Consider the following 23609-nt stretch of genomic DNA (forward strand, 5'->3'; position numbering starts at 1 on the left):
TCTTGGTTGCAGAGGAGCAATGCCGCGCAATCATGCCCATCGCAGTCGTCTGTGAGGGGTAATAGCCGAAAACGACCTTTTGCAACGGGCTGTTAAGGGTCCTCGGCTGGATCAACTTCGCCTTCATGCACATACGCTCCCCCACCCCGGGCACCCCCCTCTGTGACGAGAGGGAGGTGGGTCTAAAGGGTCCCATCGGGGGGATTGGGCGTAGGAGCCTTGCTGAGCTTCGGGTGGGGGCCCTCGTGATGGTGTAAACTGCGAAAAGCTCGTCAGCAGCAAAAGGTTGTAGAGCTTTTGAGGGGAGTGAGGTCATGCCAAAGCTCGTCAAGCTGGAGAGTCTCAGAATCAAGGCCGAGAAGCGGGCCACCAGCCGGGTGGATTGGGCAAAGGTGGACGGGGACCAGGCCGCAGAGTTGCTCCTGGCCGGGCCACGGAAGCTGGACCCGCTGCCGATCCTGGCCACGCTCCCGCAAAAGCCGTCGGGCGCAAAGCCCGAGTAGCCGTACCAGGGCGCGAGAAACCCGCCGTTACTTACGAGGCGGCCAGTGGTGTCGCCAGACGCCAATCTCGCCAAAGCCAACTGGTCATCTGACCCGATTACGGACTGCCAAAGCCAGCTAGGATTCCCAAACGCTGGAGTCAGGGCGAATTTGAGTTCACCTTGAAAGCCAGGGGCCGTTGCTTGGCGGCGTCGTAGGTCTTCTGCGGCATCAATGTCCTTGGCTGCCTTGTTGGTTCGCGTCTGCTTGTTCCAGGGCTTCAAACAGGCGTGCAATGTATTTGAAGAGCCAGAGCTGGCGGCCCGGCACCATTTTGAGCAGGTTCCACTTGCGCCATCGTGCATGCCCTGTGATGGCCAGTCGGCTACTGCTGCCGTAGTCGCGCACGTCCATGGTCAGGTGCTTGCCCTCCCATCGGTAGAGCAGGGGCAGTGTGGTAGGGTCTGGTAGGCACATGTTGACCTCCTTGAGTTGGCTGTTGGGGCAGTGCCCACGTTGTTGGGAGGAGCGCCGTTCGAGCGTGACCGTGCGATAGTGGGTAGGTATCACCTCAGCACACGGGGTACATGTTTGGCTGCCTGGCGTCATTGAGCCCCCGCACGAATCTTCCCCGCGCACGCGTGGAACACTTCGACGTGGCTTCTATCACCTCCGCGCAATCCGGGATCTTCCCCGCGCACGCGTGGAACACTTCTCCTGTCGCTCGATGCGGGCCGCCACGTCCGGATCATCCCCGCGCACGCGGGGAACACGTTGGCGAGGGAGCAGCCATCGAGTTCATGGGCGGATCATCCCCGCGCACGCGGGGAACACTTGGCCATGTCCTTGAGCTCGAAGCTGCCCGCCGGATCATCCCCGCGCACGCGTGGAACACTTCTCCTGTCGCTCGATGCGGGCCGCCACGTCCGGATCATCCCCGCGCACGCGGGGAACACTTTGCCGTCCTGGTCCATGATCGCGGACACGCCGGATCATCCCCGCGCACGCGGGGAACACCTCCAGGCTCGGACGCCCGATGAGGTCTACGGCGGATCATCCCCGCGCACGCGGGGAACACGAGGTGGTGGGATGACCGGCCTCATCGTCGACCGGATCATCCCCGCGCACGCGGGGAACACGCGTAAGTATGTCGCAGGGTGTGGAACGTGACCGGATCATCCCCGCGCACGCGGGGAACACTCGCCAAGGATGGCGTAGTCGTGCGACAGGAGCGGATCATCCCCGCGCACGCGGGGAACACTCCCCTTTGGCCTCGATCCTGGTCAAAACGTCCGGATCATCCCCGCGCACGCGGGGAACACTGGTAGCCCGTGGCAGACGCCGCGCCCAGGTCCGGATCATCCCCGCGCACGCGGGGAACACCCGCGCCTTGATCTCTTCAAGCCTTGTCATGACGGATCATCCCCGCGCACGCGGGGAACACTTCCGCTCGCGTTGATCCATATCTAAGCGCTCCGGATCATCCCCGCGCACGCGGGGAACACCTCTGGCTTGGAAATGATGAAGGCTTGTATAACGGATCATCCCCGCGCACGCGGGGAACACCTCGTGAAAGTCCACGTCTGCCAACAGCACTTCGGATCATCCCCGCGCACGCGGGGAACACCACACTTCGATGGACAGCCCGCCGAGCAGCCACGGATCATCCCCGCGCACGCGGGGAACACAGGACTCTCGGTGGGTTTCTCCTGCAATCATACGGATCATCCCCGCGCACGCGGGGAACACATCGCCCTGGACCTCGTGGAGCCCCAGGCGCGCGGATCATCCCCGCGCACGCGGGGAACACAGCCGGGGCCTATTTTTTTGATGGACATTGCGCGGATCATCCCCGCGCACGCGGGGAACACAGCTCAACCAGCGGATCAACCGCCGGGGCCTGCGGATCATCCCCGCGCACGCGGGGAACACCTCCCGTTTGGTGCAAGCTGGGTGTTCTGAGACGGATCATCCCCGCGCACGCGGGGAACACGAGGTTTAGGCGGCCGGGGCAGCGGCGGAAGGGGGATCATCCCCGCGCACGCGGGGAACACGTGGAGTTCGCGCCCGACGGCTCCGTGGTCGCCGGATCATCCCCGCGCACGCGGGGAACACACCCGGACCCGAGCGCGATCCACCGCAGCGAGCGGATCATCCCCGCGCACGCGGGGAACACGCCACGGTGGCGTTCGCCGCCATGACGGTCGGCGGATCATCCCCGCGCACGCGGGGAACACTGGTGTCTCCACTCATGCCTGCACAGCAGTTGCGGATCATCCCCGCGCACGCGGGGAACACCTCTGGGGATGCTGCTCCCAGAACTGCCCAGACGGATCATCCCCGCGCACGCGGGGAACACAACGGGCGGCCGGTTCAGCGATCACGCAGCGCCGGATCATCCCCGCGCACGCGGGGAACACCGCCTCCTCGCCAAGGGCGAGAAAATACCATCCGGATCATCCCCGCGCACGCGGGGAACACTGAAGCGGGGCCTGGAGGATGGTGTCCACCAGCGGATCATCCCCGCGCACGCGGGGAACACACCACGTCGGCCTCGGGCAACACCCTGGCGGGCGGATCATCCCCGCGCACGCGGGGAACACGTCTGCCTCCCGACCACCAACATCGGTTCGTTCGGATCATCCCCGCGCACGCGGGGAACACAGGGCGTCCACCACCACGAAGGGGGCGTCGGCCGGATCATCCCCGCGCACGCGGGGAACACTCCTGAACGTGATTCTGGGCCATGATGCGCTCCGGATCATCCCCGCGCACGCGGGGAACACACGGAGCAGACCCTGACGGGCACGGGCGGGTTCGGATCATCCCCGCGCACGCGGGGAACACTCGATGCGGGAGGACCAGAGTTTGTTTTCCAGCGGATCATCCCCGCGCACGCGGGGAACACCTGGACGGCGCGGTGGGGCGTCTGGCGGTGGCCGGATCATCCCCGCGCACGCGGGGAACACTTGGAGGACGACGCCCGCGACCTCCATGTTGTCGGATCATCCCCGCGCACGCGGGGAACACACCATGACCGGCCGGCGCGACCCCGCCGAGCCCGGATCATCCCCGCGCACGCGGGGAACACGACTATCCGCAGTCTGTATATATCCACGACAACGGATCATCCCCGCGCACGCGGGGAACACATTCCTAGTGCCCACAGGTCTACAAAATTATACGGATCATCCCCGCGCACGCGGGGAACACCAGTACCCCCAGCAGGTGGGCAGGGGTTTGCCCGGATCATCCCCGCGCACGCGGGGAACACCTAAAACCCCGTGGTGCATCTGTCACGAATGACGGATCATCCCCGCGCACGCGGGGAACACTCTTCCGGCAAAACGCCACAGTTACTGGATTTTTTCAAGCGGTTTTCGGGTGCCAACAAGCTCGCTCTCGATTGTCAAAGAACGCAGGACGTTTGGTCAGCTTTTCGCATCCTCGACGGGGAAGAACGAAACCAGTTCCAGGCCGTCGAAATCAACGGGCATTCGCCTGTTCGCGCCCAGCGTCCGGAACTGGAAGCCGGACTCGTTCCGGGCGCTCCAGGCCATCACCGCGTTGCCGTCCTCCAGGCCGCATTCCACGTGCCGCCAGATCATCTCCCGCGCCTTGGCGGAAAAATCACCCACGTACACCCCAGCCCGGATCTCCAGAAGCCACACCGCCAACCGGCCGCGAAGCCGGGGCGGCGCGTTCTCAACCACGATGACCATCATCGCCCAGCCCCTCCTCGTCCGCGAAGGCCGGTCCCACCGCATCCGCAGGCGCGTCGGGAACAGGCAAGCCCCCGGCGGAAAGCACCTCCTCGATCTCCGGAATGATCCGCTTGAGCAGCTTGGTTTCCCGGAACCTGTCCCGGCAGGCGAGGCGCACCGCGCGCTCGGGCTCCGCGCCCTGCTGCGCGGCAACCCGGAAAGCGACAGGGACCACCGTGTCGAACTTGTAGAGGTCCGCGATGTCGTAGACGAAACTGCGCGGCTTGCCCGTGTGCAGAAACCCGATGGACGGCGCGTATCCGGCCGCCAGCACCGCCGCCTCGCACAGGCCATGCAGGCACGCCGTGGCCGCGCTCAGGCACCGGTTGGGCAAGTCCCCGCTGCCCCATTCCCTGGGATCGTACTTCCGGCCGGACCACGGCACGCGGTGCTGCCGCGCAAGCAGCTTGTACATCTCCCGCACCCGCACGCCCTCCAGGCCGCGCAGCTGGTCCACGCTGCGCCGCATGGGCGGCTCCTCCCCGAAGCGCACGGTGAACATCTTCATGACCACCTTGCGCCGCGCCTCCTCGTCCAGGGCCAGGGAGGCCTGGTACAGCAGCTTGTCGCTGCGCGCGCCCCCGGGCTGGCCGGAGGCGTACAAACGCACTCCGGCCTCGCCCACCCAGGTGATCAGGGTGCCCGCGCGCGCCGCAAGCGTCACGGCCGCGTGGGTCACCCTGATGCCCGGCTCCAGCATGATGCACGCCACCGCTCCCACGGGAACGTGCGTGCGCGTCCCGCTGGCGTCCACCAGCACGAAGGCCCCGTCCAGCACGTCCAGCCGTCCCCGCTCCAGGAACACCAGGGACGCCCGCTCCTTGAGCGGCAGGGGCGACAGCCGGGGCAGCATCAGGCCCTCCTGGCCAGCATCAACCCGCAGCCGAACCCCTTGGCCGGGCCCACGCCCAGCGTCAACGCCCTCAAGACCGCCTCCGGGGCGGTCACGCGGGCGAAACCGGCCATGTCCAGCGCGGAGACCTTGGCCTTGGACCCGTAGCGCCACAAGCGGTGCTGCACGTAGCTCGTCACGTTCACGCCCTTGGGGTCGAAGACCAGCCCCCAGGACTCCTGGTGTTTCTCAAGCCATTTGAGCCCCTCGCTCTGGGCCAGCTCCGCGCGGGGCGGCACGGGCTCCTTCGCGGCCAAGAGGCGCATCCGCGCGTCCTGCACCACGTCGAAGCGGTCCTGCCTGCCGTCCGCCCCCTTGCGCTTCACCACGGCGTTCACCCGTAGCGACACGTAGAGCCTGTCGCCCTTGGAAAGGCGAGGCGCATACGGCTTGCTGCGCACCCGCCATGCCCCCGTGGCGTCCTCGGGCGGGCGCGCGGAGACCGTGAGGAAGGTCACGGGGTCCATCTCCCGATACAGGAAGTCCCGCTTGCGCTCGGGGGAGTCGGAGAAGAGCCCCCACAAGGCCTGGTGCGCGTCGTAGAAGCCGTCGATCACCGCCTTGCGGGGATCGAGGATCAGTTGGCTAAAGTACATCGTCACCCCCTCTCGGCTTTGCGGCCGGGATGTCGCGGGATGCCTCGCGGCGCTCCACGAAGAGCCTGCGCCCGTGGTGCGCGGTCAGATCCCGCACCAGGGCCCCGCTGTCTTCGGCGGTGTCCAGGTGCGCGGTCGTGGCGTCGGGACGCCTGAGCCGGTCGTGCAGCTCCCGGTGCAGCCCGTAGACCGCCAGGGCCTCCTCGAACCCGGCGTGCTCCCCCACCTGGGGGTGGAAGGGCAGGCCGGGCGGACAACTCTTGCGGCCCAGATACGGGGTGAACGCAGGCCGCCGCAGGGCCTCGGCCAGGGCCTCCAGGGTGTGAGGCGGGGCGTCGCCCCTGACCCGCAGGCAGGCGGTGAAGCAGGCGTCGCACAGGTAGCCCCGGCGCGAGAGGATGGTGTAGGGCTCCTCGTCCTCGCCCAGGAGCCCGCCCAGCTCGTCGGAGCGGGTGCGGTAGACCCGGTTGCGGCGCTCTGGGGGCGTCTGCACGGTGTGGAAGTCCAGAAGCGGCGTGCCGGGCAGGTCCGTGCGCACGGCCAGGTCGTAGGAGTCCGCCAACACGGTCAGGCGTTCCTCCTCCTCGCGCCGCACGCCCAGCGCCGCGCCCAGGAGCCCGAACACCGCCGAGCGCGTGGGATGGGAGGCGCTCAGGCGCACCTCCCCCACGGCCACCAGCCCGTAGGCCTGCAACGGCCCGTACAGCTGGAAGGTCAGGTACAGGGCCATGGCCTACTCCGCGGCGAAGCGGACGAGAGCATCCAGCGTCCCCTTCCCTTCCAGGGCGTTGAAGCATTCGGACTGGGCAGTCTGGCCGTAGACGCGCTCCATGGATTCCCTGGTCGATTCCAGCTTCTTGATGGCTTCAAGCCCCATATCCTCTTCCTCCACGGGATTGAGGAAGGCCAGCGACAGCCCCCGGGGCTGGGCGTCCCCCTTCTCGGCCAGGGCGTAGAAGGCGTAGGCGCGGGAGGCGAAGCTGCTCTGCTTGCCCGAGGGGGCCACGGTGCACGCCGCGCGCACCAGGGCCTCCAGGGCCTTGGCCGCAAGGGCCGCGTCGTTGCACAGGTTCTCCGCCAGCAGGGAGCGGTCCACGCACACGTAGAGGTAGAAGACGCCCGCCCCGAACTCCAGCACGCCCATGTGGCCCGCGCCCTGGTCGTCCTTGTTCAGGTCGTCCACGGCGGTGAAGAAGTCGTCCTCGGCAACGGCCTTGTGCACGGTCAGGGCGTGGGCCACCTGCACGGCGGCCTCCACGTTGAAGCGGGCGCTGGCTGCCAGCATGCGCCCGAACATGGCGATGTCCGCCGCCTTCACGCGGTGGCGCAAGAGGTCCAGGGCATCCTTCTCCGGGACGGCCCCGGAGGCGCGGCAGGCCTCCGTCAGCCTGGCCGCCTCTTCCAGTTCCTCGGGGCTCAGGTGGGCCAGCTGCTCGATCTCCAGCGATTCCAGGAGTGCTACACGCTTCTTGGCAGGGTCGGGGTCCTTGTCGGCTTTGCTTTCGCTCTTGAGTTTACCAAACACCCCGGCCACGGCCCGGGCGATCTCGACGGCCTTGGTCTCCTTAAGGGCGTTCAGGGTCCCGGCGGCGGACTCGTCTTTCCAAGCGGCGGCCAGCGGCACGCCGTTGACCAGGGCGGCGAAGACCTTGCGGCCAAGCTCCTTGGTGCGCGTGCCCAGGTGTGCCCCGCCCAGGGCGGCCTGGAACACGTCGGAGGTGCGCCAGGCGCGCTTGAGGCTCTGGGAGGAGACCCGCAGCCGGGCGGCGTTGCCGAGCATCATGGACTTGGGCGCGCCCAGGTCGTCGCGGTTGAGGTTGGAGGCGGCGTAGCTGGTCAGGATATGAAGCTGCACGAAACGCGACATGGCGGATTCTCCCTTATTTTCCGGGTTTTTCACGGTGAACGTAGTAGTCCATGGCCCACCCTCGGCGGGTCTTCTCGTCCCAGAAGCACGCGCCCCGCAGCAGGCTGCGCCAGGCAGCGCCCACGGGGGCCTTGCCCTCCAGGTATTTGGCCAGCCTGCGCAGCATGAGGAACAGGGCTTCGGACTCCTGATCCTCCAGGGTGAGCAGCTTGCGCATGCGCGGATCGCGCGTGGATTCCTGGCCCTTTTCCGGTTTGAGCAGGCCCGCGAAGTGGGGCGGGGCTCCCTCCGTCCGATCCTTCACCGGGGGGGCCACATGGGCCAGCACCCCCAGGCCCAGGGCCAGGCGTTCCTGATCCTGGTGGTCGAGGTCGATGCCGTTCCGGGTCAGCAGGGCCACCGGCCCGCGCTGGAATTCGGGGGTGATGAAGACGGCCAGGGGCGTCTTGGCGCGCCGGAGCACGGCTCGCGTTCCCCGGTCGTCTTCGAGGCCCCGCCACCACGCCTCCAGGACGGACCAGAACCGACCGGCAAGCTCGTCCATGGCCATCCGGTCCGTCTGGTCTTTCAGCATCCAGGGGTTCATCAACTCTCGCAGTCTCGTCATTGCCGTCCTCCCTTGCCGTCCATGGGCAGCCCGAGGGCCTTGGAGCAGCCCGTGTAATTGAAGGCCTTCATCCTGTTGAGCGCGCCGTAAATGGTTTCGAGCCTGCGTGCCGGGAAGCTGCCGCGCTCCGCCGTGTCCTGGAACAACCTTCCGGTTCTGGCCAGGAGCACGCCCCGCCAGGTTTCGTAGACTTCCAGCGGGTACTCCGCGTTTTTCAGGCAGGCGATGATCTCCTGGACGCGCTGCTCGAACGCCTGTTTCGTGTCGGCCCAGAAGCGCATGGAGAGCCCTGCGAGGAGCGTGGCCTCGGCCTTGGCGTTGCGAGCGCCGTCGCTGAACAGGGCCTCCTTCGCTGCCGCGAGCAGGTTGCGCCGGGCCTGGTCCGCCGCGCGGACCATACGGCCTGCCCGATCCGCCAGGATCGCCGGGGCATCGGGGATGTCCGGTGGGAGGTCGTAGACCGGGTATTCCTCCTCACACCAGTTGAGGGCCTTCATGTTGTCCATGTCCCAGCCGAAGGCCCGCAGTCGGGCTGCTTTCCCTCCCATGGCGCCCCGCAGGGACTCCCGGAAGTTGCCGACTGCCAGGGCCGGCCGCACCGGGAACTTCTCGTCCTGGGCATCGCCGTAGACCAGTCCGAGCCAGTGGTTGTAGCCGCGTCCCTCGCTGACGCCCTTGAGGGTCAGGGGCTCCTTGCCGGGGCCCTGCTCCCGATGCGGCGTGAGGGGGTGTCGCCAGCCGACGCCGTAGTTGTTGCCGTAGTTCCTGGCCAGGAAACGGCGCACGAAGACACGGCCTGTTTCGCCGCACACCGGGCAGGCAGAGGGGTGGGCGTCTTCCTCCGGCTCCAGGACCACGCGGCGGGGCGTGGCCCAGTAGTGCGTGAGAAAGTGGCGGCCCGCGGCGTGGATTTCCGTGCCCTTCTTGTCGCTCACGGCGGTGGGCGCGGCCCAGGGGAACACGGCGGCGGCGTGGTGCGGGGCGGCAGACAGGGGCGTGACGCCCTTGGCCTCAAGAGGCAGCACGTTGGACCAGACCGTGCGCCAGAGCGAGTCGCCAATGATGAGCGTGGACAAAGGCCCGCCGCCGCGCAGGGAGACCCGGTAGCCCACCCCGCCCGAAGGAGCATAGGCCTGGAGGGCGTAAAGGGCCGCTGCTGCGCAGGAGGGGCAGAGACGGTCGGGTGAATGGTCGCGCTTGATGAAGAAGTCACCGTTGTGGCGCGCGGCGTTTTCGCCGGGCGTGTCCATGAGCAGGGCGGCCACGGGGGAGGGGCCGCCCGCCTCGGCCACGGAGAGGGTGAGGTCCTGGAGGAAACGGGGACGTTCACCGAAGAGGTTGAAGTGGGGTTCGAGGGGCTTGAAGGCGGCGGACAGAGCTTCGGGCTGTGGGGCGTCGCCGGGGTCCAACTGTCTGCGCCAGAGCTTGCTGGTGGCCGGAGGCAGGGCCGTCTGCACCAGCCCCACCAGGAACTCCAACAGCGCGCCCTTGAAGTCCGGCCGGGGGGTCTCGATATCCAGGGGGACATCGGCCTCCGTGAGTTGCCAGGGCGCGATGCGCTCGCGCTTCCCGCTGGCTCGTCGCACGGGAATCCAGGGCTCCGACAAGAGATTGAACTTGTCCATGGAGAATGTGCTCCTTACGATATGGATACATGGAATACTATGCTACAGGGCGTACACGGGCAACCCCGGAAGCGATTGGAACGCTTCGGGGTTGCCCGTGCTCAGGCGGGTGATGAGATGAAAATGAGGATGAGCCCGAGTTCGTCCAGGATCAGCAGGACGATAAAGAGATTCCGCCTCCGTCTGTAACAGGTCATGGTGACCTCCTGGGGTTGGCGCAGCGGAATTGACTCGGCCAGAGGAAGTACCTAGATGAGGAGGTACCAGCTGCTCATTGGATACGTCCAATGGCCGAATCGCCCAGGTCTCGTGCGCTTTCGAGCCTGGGCGATTTTTTGATCGGCATGGAGTGGGGCCATGTCAATTAATATCATCATGTAAATTTTTACAGCTATAACCTTCATTCAAAAAAAACCCCACGCGAGTGGGGAACAAAACCCTCCAACATGTCAAATTAGCAGCCATAACTGGGTCATCCCCCCTTGCGAGGGGAACTCTGGCTGATGTCCAAGGCAGGACCGTGATTCGGAGCTTTCCGTGTAGGCGGGAGGTTTCGCTGGCACACGGGGCCGTGCAAACTCTCGCACATCAATTGATATTACCTAACACACAGGCCGTTCTTGGTCAAGGCACTGTTATGCTTAGTTTTTTCTTTGAAACCCGAGCCCCCGGCCCGGGCTATAGCGCAGACCTTCCCAGCCCGGCAGGGCGCAGCGCCATTCGTCTGAGCCTGCGCGCTCGAAGGGAATCAGCCGCGCCCAGCGGCCCTTGTCGGGCAGTTGCGCCTCCAGGGCGTCCAGGCGCTCCTTCCAGACTCCCTCGGGGTCAGGCAGCCCCATGAGGCGCGAAGCCAGCACGGACACCTCGGACAAGGCGCAGGCCTTGGCGTCCAGGGCGTGCGAGCCCCACAGCCGCAACGGCCCGTCCTCGAAGATGGCAAGTCGAAGCGTCACGGAAGGCTGGCCAAGCCGGGTGGGCGTGAGCCTGTCGTTGTGCCAGACCCCGTTGGCCGACGCAGTGCCGTAGCCCTGCCTGAAGTCCAGCAGGTTCAAGTCCGCCAAGCTGCGCTCGCCCTTGGTTTTTATCCACTGCAAGGCGTCTTCGCTCTTGAGCAGTTCAGGCGTGTCGGGATCATCCAAAGCGTAGGCCCCCTCCACCAGCCGCCTGGCGTCCTCGGGCATCGAAAGCCTGCCTGTGGTCTCTAGCAGCCGCGCCGTGCGCCAGAGAACGCCCGGCATGGGGTAGACAAACAGTCCCGTGCCCAGCTCCGTTTTGCCCCAGTCCGGCCCTGCGTCCGGTAGCGCCTGCGGCCCCACCACCAACACGGAAGGCGCTTCGAAGCCGGCCGGACGCCAGTCCCGCTTGTGGCGCTGACAGCGCCCGGCGCGCTGGATGACCAACTCCATGGGCGCTAGCTCGGTGACGAGGTGGTCGAAATCCAGGTCAAGCGACTGCTCAACCACCTGGGTGGCTACAAGGATTTTGCCCTTGCGGACCTCCCGCGTGGAGTCCTTGTCGAACATGGAAAGCACGTCCGCCTCGATGGCCTGGCGGTCGCCCAGGGCGAAGCGCGCGTGGAAGAGGATGAGATCCTCGGGCGGAACGGACCGGGCGAGGGCGTCGAAAGTCTCGGTGGCCCGGTCCACCGTGTTGAGAATGAACGCGGCGCAGCCCCCCGCCTCGCGCACGGCCAGCAAACGAGCGATGGCCTCTTCGCGGCTGGCGGTCATTTTCACCGCAACCTTCAGAGACCGCTCGGAAGGCAGCCCGTGTTCCTCGACGTCCTGGGCGTCCACGCGCGTGGCCAGGGGTAGCGGCCGGTTGGTGAGGACGGGCGGGGTGATCCCCGCGCCCTCACAGAAAGCCGTAACCAACTGCTGCTTCACGTCCAGGGGAAGCGTGGCCGAAAGCAGGATCACGCTGCCGCCAAGACCCGCTTGGAAAGCAATCAGATTCTCCAGCAGCCGCGTGGTGTAGGGCGCGTAGGCGTGCACCTCGTCGACGATCAGCACGTTTCGACCCAGACCCAGCAGCCTCAGGCTTTGATGACGGGAAGGCAGCACGGCCAGGAGGGCCTGGTCCAGTGTGCCCACGCCGCAGGGGGCGAGCAGCGCCTTTTTGCGGTTGTCGGCCAGCCAGGCCGTGCAGAAGGCCCCGGAGTCGGGGGATTCGTCGTCGTTTTGGTCGCCGTCGCTGGGGCGTCCGCGCTCGAGTCCGATGCTGAACAGGAAATCGTCGTGGAGGCTGCGCGCGCCGTGGGCAAGCATGAGCGACGCAGGCCCGATGGGCGACTCCTCGAACAATGCCCGGTAGCTCTCGTTCAAGCGGGCGTACATGCCGTTGGCCGTGGCCATGGTGGGCAGACCCACGTAGAGCCCCCGGGCGTCGCCACGGGACATGATGCCGTGGGCGGCCAACAGCGCGGCCTCCGTTTTGCCCGAGCCGGTGACGTCCTCGAAGATGAGCAGGCACTGGCCGTGCGGTCGTGCGGCCTCCCGCAGGGCGAACTCCTGCAGGGGGGTAGGGCATGCCCCCTTGGGCAAGTGTGGCAGCAGTTCGCCGAATCCAGCTGCAGCGTGCGGCTCCGGACACAACACGCCGCTTCTCGTCACGGCCTCCCGGGCTGCCGGAAGGGCGTGGCGCTCCAGATAGTCCTCCAGGGGCATCGAATCCCGGATGAACGGGAAGCCCTCGCCGGAAGCCATCCAGTCGCAGAGAACGAGGAGGCCGGAAAAGAGCCATGAGACGGGTCTGAACAGGTAGGCTTCCTCATCGGCAAGCTGCGCGAGATCGACGGGGAATAGGCGCAGCCCCTCATCGAAGAACGCCTGCGCGTCTTCGCGGACCAGAGGCGGCATGTCGCAGGCGTTTGGACTGCAGCAGGGCCTTCCGTGGTGCCCGAAGGCGGCGGAAGCCAGAGGGTCGAGCACGTCGAAGAGGTCGTCCAGGCTGCCGACTGCGTGCGTCCCACGCAGGGCGCGGCGGATGGCTTCCTCGAACAGCTCCAGGCCCAGTTCCGTATGGTGGGCCTCCCTTGAGCGCCGGGCAGGATCGCCGCCCGCGTCCTTTACGATGTCCCGGCGCATGTTCTGGAAGGCTGGAGCAACTTTGCCCAGGTCATGCAGAAAGGCGAAGAAGAGGAGCAGCTTTTCAAAACGTTGGCGATCGAATGTTGGTGTGAGACCATGCAGGCGGTCGAGGAGTCTGGCGTCGCGCTCAAACAGCACCTGGAGGACTGCCGCCACGTCGGCGCAATGGTATAGTAAAGGGTGCCATTCTGCATCTCCCCGGGTGGCTTTGCCCCAATATCGAAAAAGATTGCTATTGTTGTTTGTCATGTCATTCATGGCGATGCCATGGATTGTTATGCTGTAGGTTTAATTGATTGTTTGTTGACTGTGATGTGTGATGTATGGCGATGTTTGCGAAAACTATCTGTCGTGTTGCGTTAATATGTCTATGATGTGTATTTCGATTGTATTTATCGTGATGGACAAGAATTTTGCCAGATTCCAAGAAAAAATACGATGGGAAATCAACGCTTGTAAGGGGATTGTTCCCGTGGCCCTCGGATTGTCCAGGGCCGGGAAGCCTTGCAACTCAGTGCCCCTCCGGTTTCGAGCCTCAGTCTTTGGCGATCTGAAATAATCACTCATGACATGACACGTTTGGCTAAAAATGGCGTTCCTCATGTGGTTGAATGCGCTCGCACGTGGGCAATGCCATCACCTCCGTGCTGAGGCCTACCCAGGTGGTTGCGGGTACTCACCTCATGGCAGCGTGTTTCACCATAACCTTGCAGCTTGGAGATTCCATGGAACACTCGGCAATGTCTACGATCTCTTCTCAACATGCCACCCCTGTCGATTGGGACAAGCTCCTGCCACCCTCGGTCGGAATCTTCTGGCGGCATCGCTGGAAGGAGTACGTCCAAAACTACGGCTTCCCCTTCTCGCGAGGATACATCCAGAACCTGGACAGCCAAGGCGAGGGGCCGCCCCATGTGCTCCAGTTCGGCCGGGTCGCCTATACCCGGGAGGAACTTGTGGGGTGGCTCAATACGCGTCAGGCCATGCATCCGAAAGGAAACCTCTGCCGGACTCCCGGTAAAAGCGTTTGATCAAGGACCTGCTCGTGAGGTCTCTTCGGCCCGATCATTCCACATTGCAGAATCCTTCCGGCGAGTAACGCCGAGAAGTTTGAACCCCTCCGGGATCGCAATCAATGCGAGCCCAAATCCTCAAAGGACATCGCATGTTAGCTACCATTCCCTCCTCCACAGTGCTCGACTCCCTGACAGCGTTGAAACAATCGGCCTCCAAGGCCGAGGCTGCCCAGTGGTATGCCGAAAACGGCATCCCAGTCTTTCCCTGCGGCACGGACAAGCGTCCCCGTATCAAAGGCGAGTTCCACGCGGCAACGGCGGATGTAGAGCGCGTGAAGGCCTGGTGGAAAAAATGGCCGGACGCGTCCATCGGATGCCCCACAGGCGAAGGCCTCGATGCCTTCGTCCTGGACGTGGATCAGCCGGACGGGCCAGCGGCGCTGGCAGAGCTTGAATCCCGGTACGGTAAGTTGCCTGCCACTCTGGAGCAGAGGACTGGCGGTGGTGGACGTCAACTGTTCTTCCGGATGCCCGCCGAAGGCGACGTGAGGAACTCGGCCGGTAAGCTCGGGGAAGGCCTCGATATCCGTGGGAACGGGGGCTACGTCATCCTGCCTCCCTCGAGTCATCCCTCTGGCGGGGGTTACCAGTGGCTCGAGGGGCAGAGGCCCGTTGAGCAGGCCCCGGAATGGCTGCTGAACCTGCTTGACCCTAACAGGAATGGCGGCAAAGGCGTCTTCCTGCCGCAACCGCTGAGCCTTGGGGGCGTGTCGGTCTACGGCAACCGTGCGTTGGCTGACGAGTGCGCCAAGGTGGCTGCCACGCCAGAGGGAAGCCGCAATGACACGTTGAACCAAAGCGCCTATGCCCTGGGACAACTGGTGGGCGGAGGCGAGGTGGATCGTCAGAAGGCTGCGGACGCCCTCCTTGACGCCGCTCTTCAGGCAGGGCTCCCCCCCGACGAGGCGCTCCGTACGCTGCAGAGTGGTCTAGCGGCAGGTGAACGGTCCCCCCGTCAGGCACGGCAGTCGCACCGCGCCGAAGAGCTTGTGAAGGCTGCGGCTGGGGCTGGGGCACCATCGTCCCTGGAGAAGGAAGGATCATTCATCGCGACCTTGGATCTGAGCAGGTTCGAAGCGGGTTCTCTCCTTGCGACCACACCTGCCCCGCTCACGTGGGTTCTGAACCAGTCACTCCTGTCAGGTACGGTCGGTTTTGTGTGTGGCGCCCCCGGTGTTGGCAAGTCTACGTTTCTGCTTCAGCTTGCCGCCGCGGTTGCTACCGGGCATCCCTTCTTCGGCGACAACCTCTTGCCGAGCGGCAAGGGGAAAGTCTTGGCGCTCTTCGCCGAGGAGGACGAACGCATTCTGGTGCGGCGCGTCAAGTCGCTTTCCTGCGCGGCCTTGGAGGAGCATAGCTGGGATCGGATGCCAGAATCTGCAAAAGAGGATTTGGAGCACAACCTCATTCTTGTCCCCGCTGCGGGAGAGGACCTGAGGTTCATTGACGCTTCCGGTGGGAGCCCTCGGGCCACGAAGACGTACTGGATCTTCTCGCCAAGCTCAAGGTGATTCAGGACTTGTCTCTGATCGTACTGGACCCTCTCTCACGCTTTTTCGGTGGCAACGAAAACGACAACACTCTGGCTACAGCGTTCTGTCAGCTTCTGGAGAAACTCGCCAAGGAAACTGGTGCGGCCGTGGTCTGCTGTCACCATGTGGCCAAGGGGGTCGGGCAAACTCCCCGGGGATTCAATCTGGAAGCGGCTTTGAGCCAGGAGGCCATGCGGGGTGCGTCAGGGTTGACGGGGGCGGCCAGGTGGCAATCTAACATAGTCGCCATGCCCGCCAAGGCGGCGAAGGAAGAGATTGATGATCCCGACGCGAAGAACGGTGTCTACCTCGCCGCCCAGGTGAGCAAAAAGAACTATGGCCCACCAGAAAGCAAGTTCTTCCTGCGCCGTGGGGCAGGGGGGATACTCCTGCCGGTCAAGAACCGGCGCTTGCAGGATCTGGACCTCGAACGCGTGCTGAAGGAAAAGGCCTATGCCCTGGTGAAGAGCCGGGAGGAGGAGGGGGAGAAGCCGTTGACGCTCAAAGGCATCGGGGACATAGAACCTGCCCGCTGGAAACGTGAGGGGCTGAAGGGGGCCACCAAGGTGAATGTGCGACAGGCCATTGCTGTGGCCATTAGGGAAGAGCGGCTGTTCGAGGTGGTGCGCTACAATCCCGGGAATCACAGGAATGTGACGTATCTGGCCACCGCCCCGGATGCGCCGCGTGCCCCCGCCGGATAGATCGTCGGACCAGACACAGCGGACAGACAGGGAAAATGAGGGGGTCCGGTGAGTAACATCTTGTCATTCAAGGATATTGCTCGCCGGACAACCTTTTTGGAGGACAGAAGATCGTCCGCCCCTGGAAGCCGCGCCAAGCCTTCATCGGACAGCGGACAGGATTGCTCTCTATAAGAGAGGGAAGAACACCGTCCGGTGTGTTCTTCCCCTCGCTAGAGTTCCCCAACAGCCTGCAGGGGCTCAATGGTATCGGCGCACACCCGGTATGCTGGTCACGGAATGCTTCGAGTCTCCAGATACCCTGCGATTTTCGATGGCACCCATAAGTCGTGTCGATGTGTCCCGATGGAGTTACGATGAGATCAACGCCGCGACGCCGAAGTCGATCACCCTCAGCCTGTGTTCCGGCACTTCCCGCCGCCCGTTGTCGTCCAGTTCCCGGCATCAGGTAGGCCGCTACGTCGGCCGGGTGACGCAGGCAAGAGTTGCGGAGCCTGCCGTGCGCTGGTGCCACGCCGCTGTGACCTTGTGCGCGAGCGTCTTGCACCGGGCCTCCATGACCTGGACAGCGGGGAGGTCCACCGCCTTGACGGTCTTGGTGGTGTGGGGCGTGAGCATGTTGGCCTCTAGGGGGATTGAGGTCCGGCGACAGAGTCGGCGGCACAAGAAGGTGTGGGTCCTGGAAGAGGGAGGGCGGCAATAGCATTGGAAGCGACAGGGTTCGTCCAGGTCCCTCCTCGTTTGGGGGACAGGTGGGGGACAAAACCGCCCCCCCAAAGCAAAAGGGTTCCGGCCTTTTGGACCGGAACCCTTGTGTTGCGTGGCTCCTCGGGGGTGACTCGAACACCCAACCTAGTGGTTAACAGCCACCCGCTCTGCCGATTGAGCTACCGAGGAACGCTGCCGCCTCGCGGCGGAAGGTCCATTTATGAAATGAGGCCCCCCGCGTCAACCATTTTTTTCGAGGCCCCCGTGCGGCCCCCTGCCTTGCGCTTGATTCCTCCGGGCAGGGTTCGCCTCGCGTCGGCTTCGCGGCGCCCGGGAAGGCCTCCCACAAGCCCGCGCGGCTCCCGGGAAGCGCCGGCGGGCTCTCCGCGCCGCGTTTCTTGACGCTCCCCGGCAATTGGCATAGGTCAGGCCGATTCCATTCTACCGATCAGACCAGATCACGGAGTGAGCATTTGGCATCCCAAGACAAGCCCCGCCGCCGCGACTTCAAACTTCCCGTGAAGTCCGCCCACGTGGAGCGATTCCATCCCCTGCTGGAAGCACTGGCCAGCCGCGACGAACTCAACGAGGTGCTCAAGAACCGCGTGGCCAAGGCCTGCCAGCTCCTCGACGGAAACGTCCCGCTGTATCCCAACGATTTCGTCAAGACCCACGGCATCGGCGACACCGCCCAGGCCAACGAAACCCTCGACGAGGAGGCCCTGGCCGCCCTGGAAGGCCCCGTGCGCCTGGCCGGGCGCATCGTGGCCCTGCGCTCCTTCGGCAAGGTGGCCTTCTTCCACATCCAGGACTCCACCGGCCGCATCCAATGCTACGCCGCCCGCGAGGACATGGGCGAAGAGGTCTACGCCGTCTTCAAGAAATTCGACATCGGCGACATCGTGGGCGTGGAGGGCAGGCTCTTCCGCACCAAGACCGGTGAGCTCACGGTGGGCTGCGTCCAGGCCAGATTGCTCACCAAATCCATGCGCCCGCTGCCCGAGAAGTACCACGGCCTCAAGGACGTGGAGATCCGCTACCGCCAGCGCTACGTGGACCTGATCGTCACCCCGCGCACCGCCGAGATCTTCCGCACCCGCACGCGCATCGTCTCCGAGCTGCGCCGGTTTCTGGACGAGCGCGGCTTCGTGGAAGTGGAAACGCCCATGATGCAGGCCATCCCGGGCGGCGCCACGGCCAAGCCGTTTCTCACCCACCACAACGCCCTGGACCTCCAGCTCTACATGCGCATCGCGCCCGAGCTCTACCTCAAGCGGCTCCTGGTGGGCGGCTTCGAGAAGGTCTACGAGGTGGGCCGCAACTTCCGCAACGAGGGCATCTCCACCCAGCACAACCCCGAGTTCACCATGTGCGAGTTCTACTGGGCCTACGCCCGGTTCGACGACCTCATGGACCTGACGGAGCGTCTCTTCGCCCGCCTGGCCGAGGCCGTGTGCGGCACGGCCAAGGTCACCTACCAGGGCCAGGAGATCGACCTCTCCGTGGGCGCGTGGAAGCGCGTGGACTTCTACGACTCGCTGGAATCCATCGGCGGCGTGGCCCCCGAGATCTACCGCGACTACGAGGCCTGCAAGGCCCACGTGCTCAAGCACGGCGAGAAGGTGCTCAAGGGCGAGAAGCTGGGCAAGCTCCAGGCCAAGCTCTTCGACCTCTTCGTGGAGCCCAAGCTGATCCAGCCGCACTTCATCTACGGCTACCCCACGGACATCTCGCCCCTGTCGCGGCGCAACGAGGCCAATCCCGAGGTCACCGACCGCTTCGAGCTCTTCATCGCCGGGCGCGAGATGGCCAACGCCTTCTCGGAGCTCAACGACCCCGTGGACCAGCGCCTGCGCTTCGAGGAGCAGGTGGCAGAAAAGGCCGCCGGCGACGACGAGGCCCACTTCATGGACGAGGACTACGTGCGCGCCCTGGAATACGGCATGCCCCCGGCCGCCGGCCAGGGCATCGGCATCGACCGGCTGGTGATGCTGCTCACGGACTCGGCCTCCATCCGCGAAGTGATCCTTTTCCCGCTCCTGCGACCCGAGGGGGTGCCCGGCGAATGAGGTTCGAGCTCACCATAGCAAGGCGCTACCTGCTCACCAAGCGGGAGAACTCCTTCATCTCGGTGATCTCCCTCTTCTCGGTGCTGGGCGTGGGTCTGGGGGTGGCGGCGCTCATCGTGACCATGGCGGTCATGAGCGGCTTTTCCACGGAATTCCGCGACAAGCTCCTGGGGCTCTCCTCCCACGTGATCGTGGGCGTGGCGGGCTCGGCCGTGCGCAATTATCCCGCGCAGATGGAGAAGGTGGCGGCCGTGGAGGGCGTCACGGCCGTCACGCCCATCATCTATTCAGAAGTGATGCTCGCCAAGCAGGGCACGCCCAAGGGCGTGATCCTGCGCGGCATCGACCTCTCCACCGCCAGCGGCGTGCTCACCGTGCACAAGGACATGGTGGATGGGCGCCTGGAAGACCTGGAGCGCGCCGACGGCGCGCCGGGCATCGTGCTGGGCTCGGAGCTGGCCTCGCGCCTGGGCGTGAGCCTCGGCTCCACGGTGAACGTGCTCACGCCCAGCCTGCGCGGCTCGGCCGTGGGCTTCACCCCCAAGGTGAAGGTGCTCCAGGTGGTGGGCGTGTTCAAGACCCACATGTACGAGTACGATTCGTCCTCCGCCTTCGTCTCCCTGTCCGCGGCCCAGGAGATGCTGGGCTTCAAGCCCGACGCGGCCATGTACCTGGACGTGCGCCTCAAGGACCCCGACGCAGCCCCCCGCGTGGCCGAGCGCATCGTGGAGCGCCTGGGCGGGATGCCCGTCTACGCGCGCACCTGGATCGACATGAACGGCAACATCTTCGCCGCCCTGAAGCTGGAACAGCTGGGGCTCTTCGTGGTGCTGCTCATGATCGTGCTGGTGGGATCGTTCTCCATCATCACGTCGCTGGTGCTTCTGGTGATGGAGAAGACGCGCGACATAGCCATCCTCATGTCCATGGGGGCCACGGCGGATTCCATCCGGCGCATCTTCCTCCTGCAGGGCTCCATCATCGGGGCCGTGGGCACGGCGCTGGGCCTGGTCCTGGGCATCTGCACGGCCCTGGCGCTCAAGCGCTTCCAGTTCATCAAGCTGCCGCCCGACGTGTATCCCATGGACACGCTGCCGGTTCTGCTCAACTGGCACGACATCGTGCTCATCGCCGCCACGGCCTTCGGCTTGTGCTTCCTCTCCACGCTCTATCCGGCCAGCCGCGCCGCGAAGCTCAAGCCCGTGGAGGCCCTGCGCCATGAATGAGCCCCGTAACCGTCCGGCCCCGGAGCCCCTCTATGCGCTCAGGGGCGTCGGCAAGGACTACGAAGGCCCCGGCGGCGCGGTGACCGTGCTGGACGCGCTGGACCTGGACATCGCCCAAGGCGAGTCGCTGGCCATCCTGGGCTCCTCGGGGTCGGGCAAGTCCACGCTCCTGCACCTGCTGGGCGCGTTGGACACGCCCTCCCGGGGCAACGTGCGCTTCGACGGGCAGGACCTTTCCACCCTGCGCCCCTGGGCGGCGGCCAAACTGCGCAACTTCGACATCGGTTTCGTGTTCCAGTTCCACCATCTGTTGCCCGAATTCACGACACTGGAAAACGCGGCCATGCCCGGACTCATCGCCGGGCTCCCGGCCGAGGAGTCGCAAGAGAAGGCAAGGCGGGCGCTGGGGCTTTTAGGGCTTGAACAAAGGCTGCATCACAGGGTAACAACCCTGTCCGGCGGCGAGCGCCAGCGCGCGGCCATCGCCAGGGCCATTCTCATGGGGCCCAAGGCCCTCCTGGCCGACGAGCCCACGGGCAACCTCGACGAAGCCACCGGGCAGCGTGTTGGCGAACTCCTCGCGAACCTCAACGCGGAACTGGGCATGACCCTCGTGGTGGTCACCCACAACCATAACCTGGCCCGCCTCATGGGCCGACGGATGGAATTGCATGGCGGAGAACTCACTGCGCGGCCGTAAGCACTGCGGACTCATCGTATCCATCCTGGCTCTGCTCTTACTGGGCCTTACCGGAAACGTCTTCGCACAGACCGCCAAGGTGGTGGTGCTGCCCTTTACAGTCAACGCCCCTGGCGACAAGGAGGCGCTGCGCAAAAGCGCCTCCAAGCTCCTGGTGGAGCGCCTCAAGCAGCAGGGCGTGGCCGTGGTGGACCAGACCGCGGCCGCTTCCGCTTTGAAGGCCAAGGCCCAGCCCTCCGAGGCCGAGGCCGCCCGCGCCGCCCGCTCCGCCGGGGCAGTCAGCGCCATCTACGGAACCATCAACCTCGTGGGCGACGCCCTCTCCATCGACGCCCGCTCCGTGAGCGCCGACGGCAAGGCCGAAAACGCCTACGTCACCCGCCCGGGCGCCATCGAGCTGCCCTCCGCCGTGGATGAGCTGGCCCAGAAGCTGGCCCCCGTCTCCGGACCCACCGGCCTCAAAGTGGTGGAGCTCGACGTGGAAGGCAACAACGCCCTGGAGAAGGACGTCATCCTCCTCAAGGTCAAGACCCAGGTGGGCGAGCCCTTCGACAACAAGACCGTCAACGAAGACCTCAAGCGCCTCTTCGAGCTGGGCTACTTCGACGACGTGCAGATCAAGCTCGACGACGTGCGCGGCGGCAAGCGCGTGGTCTTCGTGGTGAAGGAGAAGCCCCGCATCCAGGCCGTGAGCGTCTCCGGAAACTCCGAGATCAAGCGCGACGAAATTCTGGAAGCCATGGGCACCAAGACCGGCTCCGTGCTCAACATGCAGGTGCTCGCCGACGACCTCGAGAAAATCCGCGACCTCTACCGCAAGAAAGGCTTCTACCAGACCAACGTCGAGTACAAGCTCGAACAGACCGACCCCCGCATGGCCCGGCTGAACATCGTGGTCCAGGAATCCAAGAAGCTCTACATCAAGAAGATCAACATCGTCGGCGCCAAGAAGGTCGATCCTTCCGACCTCAAGGACCAGATGGCCCTCAAGGAGAAGAACTTCCTCTCCTGGATTCTCCAGACCGGCGTGCTCAAGGAAGAACTCCTCGACCGCGACTCCGCCGCCATCGAGAACTACTACACCAACCACGGCTACATCGACGCCCGCGTGGGCCAGCCCCAAGTGGACATCAAGGACGACGGCATCGAACTCACCATCCAGGTGGAAGAGGGCGAGCGCTACAAGCTGGGCAACGTGGGCTTCAAGGGCGACCTCCTCTTCGACGACAAGAAGCTCCGCGAAATCACCAAGCTGCCCGAGCTGGCCAAGAAGAAGGACTACTTCGACCGCTCCGTGGTGCGCGACGACATCACCCGGCTCAACGAGGCCTATTCCGACATGGGCTACGCCTTCGCCGAGGCCGACATCGACATGCAGAAGAACGCCGAGCAGAAGATCGTCGACGTCACCTACATCCTCGGCAAGGGCCAGAAGGTCTACATCCGCCGCGTGACCATCGAGGGCAACGACCGTACCCGCGAGAACGTCATCCGCCGCGAACTGCGCCTCTCCGACGGCGACCTCTTCTCCGGCACCAAGCTCAAGCGCTCCAACGAACGCCTGAACAAGCTCGATTACTTCGAGAAGGTCGACATCGAGACCGTGCCCACCGAGAACCCCGCCGAGGTGGACATCAAGGTCAAGGTCAAGGACAAGAACACCGGCTCCGTCTCCGCGGGCATCGGCTACTCCACCTACGACTCCGTCTTCGTGGGCGGCTCCGTCGAAGAACGCAACCTCTTCGGCAAGGGCTACAACCTGCAGTTCCAGGGCATGTTCTCGGGCGTCACCAACCGCTTCTCGGCGTCGTTCACCAACCCCTCGGTCTACGACACCCCCCTCTCCTTCGGCACCGACGCCTTCAGCACCTTCCGTCGCTACTCCGACTACTACAAGCAGTCCCAGGGCGTCGTGGCCCGCTTCGCCTACCCCGTGGGCGAATTCACCACCCTGCGCTGGGATTACCGCCTCACCCGCGACGACGTCTACCACACCAACTACTACGCCTCCTCCGTCATCCAGGAGTCCAAGGGCATCCACTGGACCAGCGGCGTGGTCACAGGCGCGGTGCGCGATACCACCGACAGCCGCACCAAGCCCACCAAGGGCACCATCAACGACATCTCCTTCGAGTACGCCGGCCTCGGCGGCGACCGCGGCTTCGTCAAGGCCTACTACTCCTTCAACTACTACCGCCCCCTCTTCTGGGAAACCGTCTTCCACTTCAGAACCCAGGTGGGCGGACTCTTCCAGAACGGCTTCGGCGACGTGCCCGTCTTCGAGCGCTTCTACCTGGGCGGCATCGGCAACATCCGCGGCTACGAGACCGACAAGATCTCCCCCAAGGACCACCGCACCAACGAACGCATCGGCGGCGACACCGTCTACTTCGCCAACCTGGAGTACATCTTCCCCATCAGCAAACAGTACGGCGTCTACGGCCTGGGCTTCTTCGACGCAGGCAACTCCATCTGGCGGGAGCGCGACGGCTTCTACATCTCCCTCGTCAAATCCGTGGGCGCCGGCATGCGCTGGTATTCCCCCATGGGCCTGATCCGGGTCGAGGCTGGCTACGGTCTGGACAACATCCAGCACAACCAGCAGAATTTCCAGATCGGCTTCACCATGGGGAATACCTTCTAAGAAACGCTTGACTTTCGAGCCAAAACGG

General features: G+C 64.9%; 17 protein-coding genes, 1 tRNA gene and 1 CRISPR repeat array. Of the genes, 8 read left to right on the forward strand and 10 right to left on the reverse strand.

Translation table 11 applies throughout. The annotated features are described in order from the left end of the window. Positions 1–314 precede the first annotated feature (314 nt). Complete coding sequence (locus tag NNJEOMEG_RS05645) at positions 315–503, forward strand: hypothetical protein (RefSeq protein WP_173082203.1); 189 nt, start codon at positions 315–317, stop codon at positions 501–503. Positions 504–713: 210 nt separating this feature from the next. Here NNJEOMEG_RS05645 and NNJEOMEG_RS05650 read toward each other — a convergent pair whose 3' ends face one another. The 9 genes from NNJEOMEG_RS05650 to cas3 form a co-directional block, all read right to left on the reverse strand. After that, complete coding sequence (locus NNJEOMEG_RS05650; RefSeq protein WP_173082204.1) at positions 714–896, reverse strand: hypothetical protein; 183 nt, start codon at positions 894–896, stop codon at positions 714–716. A gap of 207 nt (positions 897–1103) precedes the next feature. Further along, a CRISPR array of direct repeats spans positions 1104–3817; the repeat unit is 29 nt; unit sequence CGGATCATCCCCGCGCACGCGGGGAACAC. 96 nt (positions 3818–3913) lie between these two features. After that, positions 3914–4207 (reverse strand): type I-E CRISPR-associated endoribonuclease Cas2e, encoded by a 294-nt coding sequence (gene cas2e / locus NNJEOMEG_RS05655; protein ID WP_173082205.1) that lies wholly within the window; start codon positions 4205–4207, stop codon positions 3914–3916. After that, entirely contained in the window at positions 4188–5099 is a 912-nt protein-coding gene (gene cas1e, locus NNJEOMEG_RS05660; protein ID WP_173082206.1) for a type I-E CRISPR-associated endonuclease Cas1e, read from the reverse strand. The genes cas2e and cas1e overlap by 20 nt, the downstream gene beginning before the upstream one ends. Next, positions 5099–5734, reverse strand: a complete 636-nt coding sequence (cas6e, locus tag NNJEOMEG_RS05665) for a type I-E CRISPR-associated protein Cas6/Cse3/CasE (RefSeq protein ID WP_173082207.1) — start codon at positions 5732–5734, stop codon at positions 5099–5101. Before cas6e ends, cas1e begins: the two co-directional genes overlap by 1 nt. Beyond that, a complete protein-coding gene (gene cas5e, locus NNJEOMEG_RS05670; protein WP_173082208.1) occupies positions 5724–6464 on the reverse strand; it encodes a type I-E CRISPR-associated protein Cas5/CasD in 741 nt (246 codons plus the stop codon). The genes cas6e and cas5e overlap by 11 nt, the downstream gene beginning before the upstream one ends. 3 nt (positions 6465–6467) lie before the next feature. Further along, on the reverse strand, positions 6468–7601 hold the full coding sequence (gene cas7e, locus NNJEOMEG_RS05675) for a type I-E CRISPR-associated protein Cas7/Cse4/CasC (protein ID WP_173082209.1): 1134 nt from the start codon (positions 7599–7601) through the stop codon (positions 6468–6470). A 13-nt stretch (positions 7602–7614) separates the two neighbouring features. Continuing rightward, entirely contained in the window at positions 7615–8208 is a 594-nt protein-coding gene (casB, locus tag NNJEOMEG_RS05680) for a type I-E CRISPR-associated protein Cse2/CasB (RefSeq protein ID WP_173082211.1), read from the reverse strand. Beyond that, positions 8205–9833, reverse strand: a complete 1629-nt coding sequence (casA, locus tag NNJEOMEG_RS05685) for a type I-E CRISPR-associated protein Cse1/CasA (RefSeq protein WP_173082213.1) — start codon at positions 9831–9833, stop codon at positions 8205–8207. The genes casB and casA overlap by 4 nt, the downstream gene beginning before the upstream one ends. Positions 9834–10474: 641 nt before the next feature. Next, complete coding sequence (cas3, locus tag NNJEOMEG_RS05690) at positions 10475–13180, reverse strand: CRISPR-associated helicase Cas3' (RefSeq protein WP_308464629.1); 2706 nt, start codon at positions 13178–13180, stop codon at positions 10475–10477. Between the two features lie 467 nt (positions 13181–13647). On the opposite strand from cas3, the gene NNJEOMEG_RS05695 reads away from it, so the two are divergent. The 3 genes from NNJEOMEG_RS05695 to NNJEOMEG_RS20910 all read left to right on the forward strand — a co-directional run bounded on the left by NNJEOMEG_RS05695 (position 13648) and on the right by NNJEOMEG_RS20910 (position 16234). Then, entirely contained in the window at positions 13648–13953 is a 306-nt protein-coding gene (locus NNJEOMEG_RS05695; RefSeq protein WP_173082217.1) for a hypothetical protein, read from the forward strand. A gap of 134 nt (positions 13954–14087) precedes the next feature. Beyond that, the gene (locus tag NNJEOMEG_RS05700; protein ID WP_173082219.1) at positions 14088–15509 is read left to right on the forward strand and encodes a bifunctional DNA primase/polymerase; all 1422 of its coding nucleotides are present in this window, start codon (positions 14088–14090) and stop codon (positions 15507–15509) included. Between the two features lie 8 nt (positions 15510–15517). Continuing rightward, the gene (locus NNJEOMEG_RS20910; RefSeq protein WP_268885677.1) at positions 15518–16234 is read left to right on the forward strand and encodes an AAA family ATPase; all 717 of its coding nucleotides are present in this window, start codon (positions 15518–15520) and stop codon (positions 16232–16234) included. An 821-nt stretch (positions 16235–17055) separates the two neighbouring features. Here the strand turns inward: NNJEOMEG_RS20910 and NNJEOMEG_RS05710 are convergent. Beyond that, positions 17056–17131: transfer RNA gene (locus tag NNJEOMEG_RS05710), tRNA-Asn, on the reverse strand. A 284-nt stretch (positions 17132–17415) separates the two neighbouring features. Between NNJEOMEG_RS05710 and lysS the strand changes: the two genes are divergently transcribed. From lysS to bamA, 4 genes are read left to right on the forward strand one after another with little or no spacing between them, the layout of a single operon-like run. Continuing rightward, positions 17416–19011: a lysine--tRNA ligase gene (gene lysS / locus NNJEOMEG_RS05715; protein WP_173082223.1), complete on the forward strand. Its 1596-nt coding sequence runs from the start codon at positions 17416–17418 to the stop codon at positions 19009–19011. After that, positions 19008–20237, forward strand: a complete 1230-nt coding sequence (locus NNJEOMEG_RS05720) for a lipoprotein-releasing ABC transporter permease subunit (RefSeq protein WP_173082225.1) — start codon at positions 19008–19010, stop codon at positions 20235–20237. Before lysS ends, NNJEOMEG_RS05720 begins: the two co-directional genes overlap by 4 nt. Next, entirely contained in the window at positions 20230–20937 is a 708-nt protein-coding gene (locus NNJEOMEG_RS05725; protein ID WP_173082227.1) for an ABC transporter ATP-binding protein, read from the forward strand. The genes NNJEOMEG_RS05720 and NNJEOMEG_RS05725 overlap by 8 nt, the downstream gene beginning before the upstream one ends. Then, complete coding sequence (bamA, locus tag NNJEOMEG_RS05730) at positions 20909–23581, forward strand: outer membrane protein assembly factor BamA (protein ID WP_235956848.1); 2673 nt, start codon at positions 20909–20911, stop codon at positions 23579–23581. The genes NNJEOMEG_RS05725 and bamA overlap by 29 nt, the downstream gene beginning before the upstream one ends. Positions 23582–23609: the final 28 nt, after the last annotated feature.

Origin of the sequence: Fundidesulfovibrio magnetotacticus (assembly GCF_013019105.1) — a bacterium.
Taxonomy (GTDB): Bacteria; Desulfobacterota; Desulfovibrionia; order Desulfovibrionales; family Desulfovibrionaceae; genus Fundidesulfovibrio; species Fundidesulfovibrio magnetotacticus.